The sequence below is a fragment of the Bifidobacterium sp. LH_558 genome (assembly GCF_056356295.1).
Genome location: NZ_JBKETZ010000003.1, coordinates 25,273 through 37,587, shown reverse-complemented (window position 1 = coordinate 37,587; position 12,315 = coordinate 25,273). Strand labels below are relative to the sequence as shown.

11 protein-coding genes are annotated in these 12,315 nt (G+C 60.8%); 8 read left to right on the top strand and 3 right to left on the bottom strand.

What is annotated here, in order from left to right:
- Positions 1-17: 17 nt before the first annotated feature.
- From AC1AV0_RS05010 to AC1AV0_RS04985, 6 genes are all read left to right on the top strand, one after another.
- Entirely contained in the window at positions 18-1,070 is a 1,053-nt protein-coding gene (locus AC1AV0_RS05010) for a zinc-dependent alcohol dehydrogenase family protein (RefSeq protein ID WP_476571720.1), read from the top strand.
- A gap of 2 nt (positions 1,071-1,072) precedes the next feature.
- On the top strand, positions 1,073-1,825 hold the full coding sequence (locus AC1AV0_RS05005; protein WP_476572215.1) for a carboxymuconolactone decarboxylase family protein: 753 nt from the start codon (positions 1,073-1,075) through the stop codon (positions 1,823-1,825).
- Positions 1,826-2,001: 176 nt separating this feature from the next.
- A complete protein-coding gene (locus tag AC1AV0_RS05000; RefSeq protein WP_476571718.1) occupies positions 2,002-2,328 on the top strand; it encodes a nucleotidyltransferase family protein in 327 nt (108 codons plus the stop codon).
- Between the two features lie 383 nt (positions 2,329-2,711).
- The gene (locus AC1AV0_RS04995; protein WP_476571716.1) at positions 2,712-2,936 is read left to right on the top strand and encodes a DUF3791 domain-containing protein; all 225 of its coding nucleotides are present in this window, start codon (positions 2,712-2,714) and stop codon (positions 2,934-2,936) included.
- On the top strand, positions 2,933-3,409 hold the full coding sequence (locus tag AC1AV0_RS04990; protein ID WP_476571714.1) for a DUF3990 domain-containing protein: 477 nt from the start codon (positions 2,933-2,935) through the stop codon (positions 3,407-3,409). Before AC1AV0_RS04995 ends, AC1AV0_RS04990 begins: the two co-directional genes overlap by 4 nt.
- Entirely contained in the window at positions 3,406-3,654 is a 249-nt protein-coding gene (locus tag AC1AV0_RS04985) for a hypothetical protein (protein WP_476571712.1), read from the top strand. Before AC1AV0_RS04990 ends, AC1AV0_RS04985 begins: the two co-directional genes overlap by 4 nt.
- Before the next feature lie 74 nt (positions 3,655-3,728).
- Here the strand turns inward: AC1AV0_RS04985 and AC1AV0_RS04980 are convergent, their stop codons facing one another.
- Positions 3,729-5,672, bottom strand: a complete 1,944-nt coding sequence (locus AC1AV0_RS04980; protein WP_476571710.1) for a glycerophosphodiester phosphodiesterase family protein — start codon at positions 5,670-5,672, stop codon at positions 3,729-3,731.
- A 169-nt stretch (positions 5,673-5,841) separates the two neighbouring features.
- Between AC1AV0_RS04980 and AC1AV0_RS04975 the strand changes: the two genes are divergently transcribed.
- A complete protein-coding gene (locus tag AC1AV0_RS04975) occupies positions 5,842-6,495 on the top strand; it encodes a GNAT family N-acetyltransferase (RefSeq protein ID WP_476571708.1) in 654 nt (217 codons plus the stop codon).
- Between the two features lie 244 nt (positions 6,496-6,739).
- Here the strand turns inward: AC1AV0_RS04975 and AC1AV0_RS04970 are convergent, their stop codons facing one another.
- Together AC1AV0_RS04970 and AC1AV0_RS04965 are read right to left on the bottom strand one after the other, a co-directional pair.
- Entirely contained in the window at positions 6,740-8,341 is a 1,602-nt protein-coding gene (locus tag AC1AV0_RS04970) for an ABC-F family ATP-binding cassette domain-containing protein (protein ID WP_476571706.1), read from the bottom strand.
- An 83-nt stretch (positions 8,342-8,424) separates the two neighbouring features.
- Positions 8,425-9,060 carry an alpha/beta hydrolase gene (locus AC1AV0_RS04965; RefSeq protein WP_476571704.1) on the bottom strand — a complete coding sequence of 212 codons (636 nt, stop codon included), beginning with the start codon at positions 9,058-9,060 and terminating at the stop codon, positions 8,425-8,427.
- A gap of 195 nt (positions 9,061-9,255) precedes the next feature.
- On the opposite strand from AC1AV0_RS04965, the gene uvrA reads away from it, so the two are divergent.
- Positions 9,256-12,237, top strand: a complete 2,982-nt coding sequence (uvrA, locus tag AC1AV0_RS04960; protein WP_476572213.1) for an excinuclease ABC subunit UvrA — start codon at positions 9,256-9,258, stop codon at positions 12,235-12,237.
- Positions 12,238-12,315: the final 78 nt, after the last annotated feature.

Genomic DNA, 12,315 nt, shown 5'->3' with positions numbered 1-12,315 from the left:
AGCCAAGGAGCGATTCTATGAAGGCAGCGATTTACAAGGGCATCAAGCAGATGGCGTGCGAGGAGCGTCCCGCGCCGGCGATTGTGGACGCCGACGATGCGATCATCCGCGTGGTGCGCGCCTGTGTGTGCGGTTCGGACCTGTGGTTCTTCCGCGACGGCCGCGATGCGGACACGCAGACCGGCCATGAGGCGATTGGCGTGGTCGAATCGGTGGGTGCCGACGTGACCGTCGCCAAGCCGGGCGATTTCGTGGTCGTGCCGTTCCCGTTCTCCTGCGGTGTGTGCCCGGTGTGCAAGGCTGGATTCGAGTCGAGCTGCCCGCACGGCGGCTATTTCGGTTCCGCCGAGGGCTTGGGTTGCCAGGCCGAAACACTGCGCGTGCCACACGCCAACGGCACGCTGGTGGTGGTGCCGGGCGACGCGAAGTCGTTCTCCGATGAGTTGCTGGCCGATCTGCTGGCCTTGTCCGATGTGATGCCGACCGGCTATCATGCGGCCGCCTCGGCCGAAGTCAAGCCGGGCGACACTGCCGTGGTGTTCGGCGACGGCGCGGTGGGCCTGTGCGGCGTGCTGAGCGCGAAGATCCGCGGTGCCAAGCGCATCATCGCGATGAGCCGCCACGCCGACCGTCAGGCTTTGGCACGCGAGTTCGGCGCGACCGACATCGTGGCCGAACGCGGCGACGAGGCCGTGGCCAAGGTGATGGAGATGACCGGAGACTACGGCGCGGACGCGGTGCTCGAATGCGTCGGCTCCGCCCAGTCGAACGACACCGCGATGAAGGTGGCCCGTGCCGGCGCGATCGTCGGCCGCGTGGGCTTGCCGCACGACGTCGAAGCGGACATCCCCGGCCTGTTCTACCGCAATGTGGGCCTGCGCGGCGGCCCGGCGCCGGTGCGCACCTACGATACCGAAGTCGACCATCTGCTTGACATGGTGCTCAAGGGCGAGATCCACCCCGGCCGCGTGTTCACCGCCGAGTTCACGCTCGACCAGATCCAGGAGGCCTACGCCGCCATGGACGAGCGCCGCACCATCAAGTCCCTCCTGCGCGTGAGCGAGGTCTGATGATGTTTGGTAAGAAGAACAGCGGATTCTTTTCCGACGGACGGCAGACGCTGGAGCAGAGCGATCCCGAATTCATCGAACTGTTCTCGAACTTCGCCTATGGCGAGGTGGTCGAAGCGGCAGGCGCGAACCATCCCGATCTGACCGACGCCCGCCGTTCGATGGCGATTCTGGCCGCGCTGATGGGCTGCCAGGGCGTGGACGCGTTCGCGATGATGGTTCCGGTCGGACTGGACGCCGGACTTACGCCGGTGCAGCTCAAGGAGATCGTCTACCAAGGCACCGCATATCTGGGATTCGGCCGCGCGCTGCCCTTCCTCAAGGCCGCGAACGAGGCGCTGCATGAGCGCGGCATCGCGACCCCGTTGGAGCCGCAGGGCACGGTCACACCCGACACCCGTGAGTCGGCCGGCGAGACGGCGCAGATTCGACTGTTCGGCGAGCATATGCGCGGCTTCGCGCATACCGAGCCGGCCGAGACGATGCATATCCGCCAGTGGCTCGTCGACAACTGTTTCGGCGACTACTACACGCGCGGCGGGCTCGACGACCGCGAGCGCGAGATGATCACCGCGTGTTTCCTCGCCGCGCAGGGTGGCTGCGAACCGCAGCTCACCAGCCATGTGCGGGGCAATATCCACGTGGGCAACTCCAAGGAGTTCATGATCGCCGTCATTTCGCAGATCATGCCCTACGTCGGCTATCCGCGTACCCTCAACGCGCTGAGTTGCGTGGACGCCGCCACCAAGGAGTAGCGCTTCGTCATCCCGAGCGCAGCGCCATTCCTTTCCGTCATTCTGAACGCAGTGCCGCTTCTTTTCTGTCATTCTGAGCGCAGCGTAGCGGAGTCGAGGAATCTCATTGAAGGCGATTCCTCGACTCCAGCGACAACAAACGGACTTACCTTGCCGCAAACGGTATGATTGGGTCTATGAGTGATGTTCTGACCGTTGATGACGTGCGCAAGGCCGCAGAGCCCGTCGCGCGCGCATATGACGTCGGAGAGATGTACGTCTACGGTTCGGTTTCGCGGGGAAGCAACGGCACCGATTCCGACGTGGATCTCATCTATCGCCTCTATCCCGGGAAAAAAGCCACGGCCGGCACTGTCCTTTCCCTAAAAGACAGTTTGGAACGTGAGCTAGGCAAGAAGGTCTCACTGCTCTCGTTGCGCACACTGCTGTTTAACGCCGAACATTCTCCTTCGGGCCGCCGCTTCTACGATGCCATCAAAGATGATATGAAACGAGTGCTCTAAGAGTTTCCTCGGCTTTCCAATCAAGCAATCTGCGTTACGGGTAGTGGATTTGGGACTTTGCGGAGATCGATCTGCGTTACGGGTAGTGCCCGTATGTCGTACCGGCTTGTATGTTCGTTGATATTCCGCGGCTTATAGACGCCGAATCCCTAAACTGACACTACCCGTAACGCAGATCGATCTCCGCAAGACGACATAAGCACTACCCGTAACGCAGATTGTCGTCAGAAGTTGGTTCTGCACACCGATGGATAGCCATCAACCAAGCATCTTCAGCCACTGGCGCGCGGGTGATACACGCTACAACAACTTCGAATCCCACAAAATCAATATGCGTGATGCCAACAGGTACAATGGTAAGCCAATCAGTAGGGAGGCGTCTTATGACGGAATTGGAGCATCGACAGATTGATTTTTCCATATTCATGTTGTATCGGCTTGCCGAACGATGGAATAAAAGCGTTCCCGAAACCTACCGCATCTTGGATAAGGCCGACGCGCTCGACGGATATCTTATTCCCGGATACGACATGCTGCATACTTTAGGGAGCGAATATCTCATTAATGACGTGACCGATTACGTACGTGACCGCGGGGTGCTGGTATGAGACTTTATCATGGTTCCGATTTAGTCATCGCCAACCCCGACCTCGCTCATTCAAGGAATAACTTGGACTTCGGCAGAGGTTTTTATGTCACCAGTTATCAGTCCCAAGCGGAGCGATGGGCGTTACGTCGTTCCTTGCGTTCGACAAGCAGCGCGTTGGTGAACGTATACGACTTTGATGAAAATCCTTCGCTCAATCTGCTGCGTTTTGACGAGAACGACGCGGACTGGGTTGACTTTGTGTGCGGCTGCCGGAGAGGCGGATTCCCTGACCCCGCGATCGACCTCGTAGTCGGAGGCGTCGCCGATGACAAGGTCTACGCGGCGATCGACATGTACATGCGAGGACTGTGGGATATGACAACCACGCTGCAGGCGCTCACATTTTACGAACGCAATGACCAATACTGTTTTTTGACTCAGCACGCTTTGGACTCCCTGCGATATCTTGAAACCTATGAGGTAAAGCCATGATCGTCACAGAACAAACTATGAAAGAGTTGGAAGCCCTGCGTAAAGAGCATCTTGAAGCCGACATCATAGGGCTGATATCCGATGCCTACGGCTTATCTCCTGCGCAATCCATGAACCTGTATTTCTCCAGCAGACTCTGCACGGACATCGCCGAAGGAAGGTACGGCATCGAACAGCTTGATGCGCACTATCTTGTGGACGATATGCACAGATACGAGCCGGAGCTCTTCGCCAATCTGAAATGACAGACCACCGTGATTCGGCATGCCCGTTGTCTTTCATTTACTAACTATAGGCGCACCTCGTCGTTCGGCGGCTGTTACCTTGAGTTGGTCTCCTCAGAAGAACGAGGGTGGGGGACGATTTCGTCGTAAAGCCACCATAATGTTTCATCGTCGTTTATGTCGGAGGACTGATTGCGGGGACTGCCGTCGGTTTCTCGGCTTTCGTCGATGACGGTGCGGATTATGGACGCATGGTCCGCGATGACGCCGCTGACTCCCAGACGCAGGTCGTGACGCATGGTGTCGGCATCGTTCACCGTCCACACGTAGACCGGAATATGCAGATCGCGCGCGTTTTCGAGGAACATCGTATTGAGTTGGCTTTCCTTCAACGCCACGAAGTCCACATCCATCTGCCAGTTGAGGTTACCCAACGCTCCGAAGACGCAGTATCCCACCCACCAGCGCGGCCGTTGCTGCTGCAGCCGATCCACGGCGTTCACATTCGTCGACATGAACATCGCGCGGTCCGTGAAACGGTGCCGTTCGACCGTCTCGATCACCGCGTCAGCCAATCGTTCGGCTTGGTCCTGCCCGCCGGCGGTTTTCAGTTCGATCAGCAGTCCCGGACCGTCGGTCATGTTCTGCGCTGTGATGATGGCCTGGTCGAGCGTCGGCATGTGGAAATCCTCGCCGCGCGAGGTGAGGCGCACCGCCTGCAATTGTTGCAGCATATGTTCGGCGACGGCGAGACTCTCGCCGTCTTTCGCCAAGCGTCGGGTCGTCTTGTCATGCAGGACCACGACATGCCCGTCACTGGTGAGCCGCACGTCGATTTCGACATAGTCCGCGCCACGCGCTCCCGCGGCTTGGATGCCGGCCAAGGAGTTCTCCGGAGCCGAGGAATCCCCACGGTGGGCGATGGCCAGCGGCTCGTGCGCCAGCGGCTCCTGCTGCAGATACACCACGACGGGAACCGTTAACGAGGCAATCGCAATTATTGAGATGATGACGCGCCACCGTTTGCTCCTGCCTACATGGGCTGTTCCGGAATCCGCCATAATTGCCCATCCCCTGAACCAGTGCGGAGACGATATGGCATCGGCTGCATTTTCACTCCACAGCGCAACGCCGGCAGACGTATGCCGAATCATGGATACCAGCAGACATCCGAATGCGAACGCCATCGCCGAGGCCACCAGCCACCGTATGGTGGTGGCCGCCAGTTGTTCGCGAAAATACGACGACCTGGCCACGTACCGCAGCAGATACACGTTAAAATCCCGCACACTCACCGATGGCGTCGCCCACACCAGACGTGAGGCCATCTCTCCCAGCGTAATGGCGAGCAATGCTCCGATGATTCGTAGCCGTCCTCCCATAGACAACGCCCTCCATCGCCCCACACTGTCGCGGCAGGCTTTGGCGAAGCTGGTCTCCTCACACGACATCAATACCGGCGCGAATATCAGAGCGACATATGCGAGCGCCGCCGCACATACGGCCGTCACGCCTGCGATCCGTCCGGGCAGTGTCGCGGCGATTTCGTCGATGGTGTACCGCGGAATCTCCAAAGTGGGTAGCAGCGATGATGAATAGCCGATATGGATGAGCGGGATGAGGAACACATAGTACGGCAGGGCAAGCAGTGACGAGGGGTGGCGCAGGTTTCCCAGCCGCGCAAGCGAATAGCGATACACGAAGGGTGCGTCGCGGCGGGAGTTTTCCATCAGGCATCGCGCGAAGGTGAGCATCACCGTGATTTCGAACACGCCGGCGACCAACGCGATCGCCGCGAGAGCACCGAGCAGCATGATGCCCGGAATCGTCAGAAACGCCTGCAGGATGCCGAGATCGTCCATCATCGGGGAGACGAGACTCGCGTCGGCGTACCAGTTGACGATCAGATTGCACGGCGGCGTGAGCACCAACGTCACCGCCAGCCGATACAGGACTTCGAACGCCAACGCATGCCCCGCCCAATATCCCAAACGATGCGCGCTCGCCCAATCTGCCCAGCGCGCGGTTACCGCCGCCATGCCGCTTCTCCTTCGAATCGTTCCGCCAAGCCTTGATATGGCCATTGTGACAAGCCGCGGAGTTCTCCGTACGCGAGTTCAGTGGTCGCTACGGGGATTTTCAGGGGAAAATCAGGGGAAAACCGAGGTTCGCGGGCAAAGGTCGAAGCCGCCCGTCAGGATGGAGGGTATGACTGAATCGACACCTATTATTCGTGCCATGCGCCGCAGCGATCTGTCGCAAATCGAACAGCTCACCACCGACATGTGGTATGCGGAATACACGCCTGAAGTCGGGAACGCGCTGTCGCATGTCGATGTGGAGCATTGTCTGGCGCGTGCCACCTTCGCGAGGGTGGCGGAATTGGATGGCGAGATCGTGGGTTTCATTCTCGCCAGTATCGCCGCGCACACCTCGAAAGCCAGCGAATTGCGCCATACCGCGCGTATGGCTCGCTCCGCACTGACGCTGCTGGCCGATGAGGCCGGGCGTCGCGGTCTTGACGAGTTCATGCGCATCGCCCGCGTGGACAACCAACTGTTGCGCGACGCCGGACCGTTCGATGCGGAGGTGGTGCTGTTCGTGCTGGCACCGGCCGCGCGGGGTCATGGCTTGGGCAAGCGGATGTTCGGCGCTGTGATGGAGTATTTCGCCGCGAACGGCATCGACGAGTACTTCCTGTACACGGACACGACCTGCGATTACACGTTCTATGAGCATCGCGGGCTGGAGCGCAGGGGAGCGCTGCCGTTGGAGACCAAGCCGGGCGACTGTTACGGCAGCGAACCGCCGACGTTCTTTATTTATTCAGGGACGACTTCGCACGAAGCCCAAACACAGTGAGTGCCGTGCGACCTTTCCTCACATGAAAGTCACATCGCCTCGCATACCAAAATGGCGGCATTCCAAGGAATGTCGCCATTTCATGTTCGTTTGAAACCTCTCAAAGGGTCGCACGGACGCTTGCCGCAAGTCGGCCCGTGCGCCGGGCACACGTCGTCATTCCGAGCGCCCTACACATCGTCATCCCGAGCATTCCCGCACATCGTCATTCCGAGCGAAGTCGAGGAATCCCAGACAATCCCGTCTACTCCTCGGCGACGAGTTCCAGATAAGAATCGTTCCACAGATCCTCATCCCCGTCAGGCATAAGCAGCACACGCTCGGGATTCAAAGCCTGCACCGCGCCCTCGTCGTGGGTGACGAGCACGATCGCGCCCTCGTATTTGGCGATGGCCTTCAGAATCTCCTCGCGCGAGGCGGGATCGAGGTTGTTAGTCGGCTCGTCGAGCAGCAGCACGTTCGCGCGCGAGGTGACCAGCGTGGCCAGCGCGAGTCGCGTCTTCTCGCCGCCGGAAAGCACGTTCGCGGGTTTCATCGCATCGTCGCCCGAGAAGAGGAACGAGCCGAGGATGGAACGCGCGTGCGTATCGTCAAGTTCGGGCGCCACGTGGGTGAGGTTCTCCAATACGGTCGCGTCCATGTCGAGCGTGTCGTGCTCCTGCGCGAAATAACCGATTTTGCAGCCATGCCCGTAGTCGACGGACCCGGTGTCGGGATCCTCCAGATGGGCGAGCAACCGCAGTGTGGTGGTTTTGCCCGCGCCGTTGTATCCGAGGATCACCACGCGCGAGCCCTTGTCGATGGCGAGGTTCACGCCGGCGAACACGATGTTGGATCCGTACGCTTTGGAGATGTCCTTCGCCATGATGGGCGTGCGGCCGCAGGGCGCGGGTTCGGGGAAGCGGATGTCGGCCACTTTCTCGGCCTTCTGCGCCTCCGAGGTTTCGCTCAGCAGCTTTTCGGCACGCCGCATCATGTTCTGCGCGGCCACGGCTTTGGTGGCCTTCGCGTGCAGGCGGATGCCCTGCTTCATCAGACGTTCGGCCTTCTTCTCGGCGACCTCGCGCTCGCGGCGGCGGCGCTCCTCGTCGACGACACGCTGGTGCAGGTACGCCTTCCAGCCGAGCGAATACATGTCGATCATGCCGCGCTGCGCGTCGAGATGCCACACTTTGTTCACCACTTCGTCAAGCAGTTCGGTGGAGTGGGAGATGACAAGGAATCCGCCCTCGTATTTCTTGAGGTATCCGCGCAGCCATTCGATGGAGTCGGCGTCCAAATGGTTGGTGGGCTCGTCGAGGATAAGGGTGTCCGCGTCGGAGAAGAGGATGCGCGCCAGTTCGATGCGTCGGCGCTGGCCGCCGGAGAGCGTGCCGAGCGGCTGGGACATGACGTCTTGGGGCAGGCCCAGCGAGGCGGCCATGGCGGTCGCTTCGGATTGGGCCGCGTATCCGCCGGCTTTGTCGAAGTCCTGCATGGCCGTGTCGTAGCGGTTCATGGCGCGGGTCATCACGTCCGGATCCGGGTCGGTCATTTCTTTTTCGGCCTTGCGGATGCGGTTGATGATGGAGGCGATGTCGCGCGCGCTCATCATGCGGTCGAGCGCGGTTTGCTCGGGGTCGGCGGCATGCGTGTCCTGCGGCAGATAGCCGAGCTTGCCGGAGATGCGCACCTTGCCGGCGGTGGGCAGCATATCGCCGGTGATGACTCGGGTCAGGGTTGTTTTGCCTGCGCCGTTGCGTCCGACCAGACCGATTTTGTCGCCTTTGGAGACGTGGAAGTCCGTCGGGTTCAACAGCGTACGAGCGCCGATCTGAATCTCCAGGCCCTGTGCCTCGATAGCCATGCTGATAACCGCTTTCTCGTCATTCGTGGTTCGCGTGAAAAGTCCAACCGTCCATCATAGCGAACAGGCTGGGCGAGTGAGCATCACGATCTTGCCGCGGCGGAGGCACCCAACAGCTTGCGTAGGTCGGCGATTTCCTGATCGCATATGGCGTGGCCCATATCGGGGTAGTTCAGGTCTACGAAACCGTGGGTGGCGGAGAGTTTCTCACGCGCCGCTTGCTGATCCTCAATGGGTATTGTGCGGTCAAGTCCACCGTAGGCCAGCACGTATCGTGTGCGCGGCGCATCCAATGCCGTCGACTCTTCGCCTTTGAACGACGGACTGAGCAGAATGGCCTCATCGAACACATCCGGATGCTCCACCGTGAGACGGTAGGAGAGGTGTCCACCTTGCGAGAATCCGACGAGGGTTTTGCGCATGCCGCGATACAAGGGCGAGTCGAGCATGGAGATGACCGCATCGCCCACAAGGGAGCATTCCTTTCTCCGTTCCGCCACACCGCACCCGTCCGGATACCAGTAGTTGCCGCCCATATACGGCCTTGGATAGGTGGCGCGGAACGAAAGGTAGCTGGGCGTGCGATTCGAGTCGGCGTAGATCGCGTCAAGGATGCGGATCATCTCGCGCTCGTCGTTGCCATACCCATGGAACATGACGTACAGTCGCTCTCCCTCGGCATGGTCGGTCTCGATGTTCTGCACGCAGCGAAGTCGCATGCCAGCCTCCTTGAACGAGCGACGCAATGCGTCCCATAGTACCCAAACGAGAAGCACACCCGACAACACGCTCGAACAGGTGTTCGATTGATGGGATGGTGTGAGGTATCCTGTAAGTCGGTTATTTGACGAGCGGAGGATGACGTGGCAGCTCAGGCGACAACGCACACGGGTGCGAGCGGCGATACTCGAACCATCAACAACACGGATTTGGCGGCGACGGCGGAACGCGTGCTCGACAGCGACTCGTTCCTCGCCAAGGAGCTCGCCAAAGCGCCCCTGACCGAAAGAAACGACGGGCGCTCGCTGGTCGCCGACATCTCGCATATCCCCAACGATCTCAAAGTCGTGATCCAGGGCGCCCGCGAGCACAATCTCAAGAATGTGGACCTCGCGGTGCCGCGCAACCGCATGGTCGTGTTCACCGGCCTGTCCGGCTCAGGCAAATCCTCGCTGGCCTTCGACACCTTGTTCGCCGAGGGCCAGCGCCGCTACGTCGAATCGCTGTCCGCGTACGCCCGCCAGTTCCTCGGCCAGATGGACAAGCCGGATGTGGACTTCATCGAAGGCCTGTCGCCGGCCGTCTCCATCGACCAGAAGACCACGAATCGCAATCCTCGTTCGACCGTCGGCACCATCACCGAGGTGTACGACTATCTACGTCTGCTGTTCGCCCGCACGGGCGTGCCGCATTGCCCCGAATGCGGCGAGTTGGTCACCGCGCAGACCCCGCAGCAGATCGTCGACACCCTGCTCGGCAGGCCGGAACGCACGCGGTTCCAGATTCTCGCGCCGGTGGCCAAGGGACGTAAGGGCGAGTTCGTGGAGCTGCTCGACCTGCTGCGTTCCGATGGTTACGCCCGCGCGCTTATCGACGGCGAGATGCGCCAGCTGTCCGACGAGATCGAGCTCGCCAAGCAGAAGAAGCATACCATCGAAGTGGTGGTCGACCGACTGGTCGTCAAGGACGGCATCCGCCAGCGTCTGACCGATTCGGTGGAGACTGCGCTGCGCTTGGCCAACGGCGTGATCGTCGCCGACTTCGTGGACGAGGCGGAGGATTCGCCCGAACGCCGCCAGCCGTTCTCCGAACATCGCAGTTGCCCGAACGGGCACCAGCTGGAACTCGACGAGATCGAGCCGCGCACCTTCTCCTTCAACGCACCCTACGGCGCATGCCCGGTATGCACCGGTCTGGGCTTCAAACTGGAGATCGACCCGGAGCTCATCATCGCCGATCCGGAGAAATCATTGGCCGATGGCGTGATCGAACCCTGGTCGAGCACGAAAACCACCTCGCAGTACTACAGTCACGTGCTTGAAGGCCTCGCCGACGAGATGGGCTTCTCCACACACACGCCGTGGAAGGATCTGCCCGAGGAGGCGCGGCAGGCGGTGCTGTACGGCCGCGATTTCAAAGTGAAGGTCTCCTACCGCAACCGTTGGGGTCGTCTTCGTGAGTATTCCACCGGATTCGAGGGCGTGGTGCGCACACTGATGCGCCGGCACGACGAAACCGATTCCGACGCGATGAAGCAATACTACGAGTCGTATATGCGCGAGGTGCCATGCCAGGAATGCCAAGGCCGAAGGCTGAAACCCGAGGTGTTGGCCGTCACAGTGAATGGCAAGTCGATTTTCGACGTGTGCGACATGCCTGTGGTGCGCGAGCTGGAATGGGTGAACGGACTCAAGCTTGAGGGCGCGGCCGCGCAGATCGCGGGGGAGGTGCTGAAGGAAATCAAGGCGCGTTTGGGCTTCCTCAACGACGTCGGCCTCGACTATCTGACCCTGTCGCGCGCGGCCGCCACATTGTCGGGCGGCGAGGCGCAGCGCATCCGCTTGGCCACGCAGATTGGCTCCGGTTTGGTCGGTGTGATGTACGTGCTCGACGAGCCATCCATCGGTCTGCACCAGCGCGATAACGAACGGTTGATCGAAACACTGCACCACCTGCGCGACCTCGGCAACACGCTGATCGTCGTCGAACACGACGAGGAGACCATCAAGGAGGCCGACTGGCTGGTGGATATCGGCCCCGGCGCAGGCGAGCACGGCGGCGAGGTCATCTACTCCGGCCCGGCCGCGCATCTGATTGAGTCGACACGTTCGATCACCGGCGACTACGTCGCCGGCCGTCGCGAGATCGCCGTGCCCGAACACCGCCGCAAAGTGCGCAAAACCAAGACGCTGAAAGTGGTGGGGGCGCGTGAGAACAATCTGAAGGATCTTACCGTGAGCTTCCCGCTCGGCGTGATGACCGTGGTCACCGGAGTCTCGGGCTCGGGCAAATCCACGTTGGTGAATTCGATCCTGTATCCGGTGTTGGCGGACAAGCTCAACGGCGCGCGCATCGTGCCGGGCAAGCACACGCGCGTCGAAGGCGTCGACCAGGTGCGCAAGGTGATCCATGTGGACCAGAATCCGATTGGTCGCACGCCGCGCTCCAATCCCGCCACCTACACGGGCGTGTGGGACAAGATCCGCACGCTGTTCGCCAAAACGCCCGAAGCGCAGGTGCGCGGCTACGGGCCGGGCCGTTTCAGCTTCAACGTCAAGGGCGGCCGTTGCGAGGCCTGCCATGGCGACGGCACGCTGAAAATCGAGATGAACTTCCTGCCGGACGTGTATGTGGAGTGCGAGACCTGCCACGGCAAGCGATACAACCGCGAGACGCTGGAGGTCACCTATAACGGCAAATCCGTCTCCGACATCCTCGATATGCCCATCGAGGAGGCGGCGGGATTCTTCAAGGCGTATCCGTCGATCGCACGGTATCTGGACACGTTGGTGGACGTCGGACTCGGATATATCCGGCTCGGACAGCCCGCGCCGACGCTTTCGGGCGGCGAATCGCAGCGCGTCAAGCTCGCCACCGAATTGCAGAAGCGTTCCGACGGCAAAACCGTGTACATCCTCGACGAGCCGACCACCGGCCTGCATTTCGAGGATGTGCGGAAACTCCTGAAAGTGTTGGACGGACTGACCGACAAGGGCAATACGGTGATCGTGATCGAGCACAACCTCGACGTGATCAAAACCGCCGACTGGCTGATCGACCTCGGCCCCGAGGGAGGCGACGGCGGCGGCACCATCGTCACCGAAGGCACGCCCGAACAGGTCGCCGACTGCCCCGAATCCTGGACCGGCCGCTTCCTCAAGCCCATGCTCGGCTGACGTATTCGCAAGCATAACGAAGAAGGCCTCACCCGCTGGATGAGGCCTTTTCGTTATATGCGATTATTTGTTCGTCTC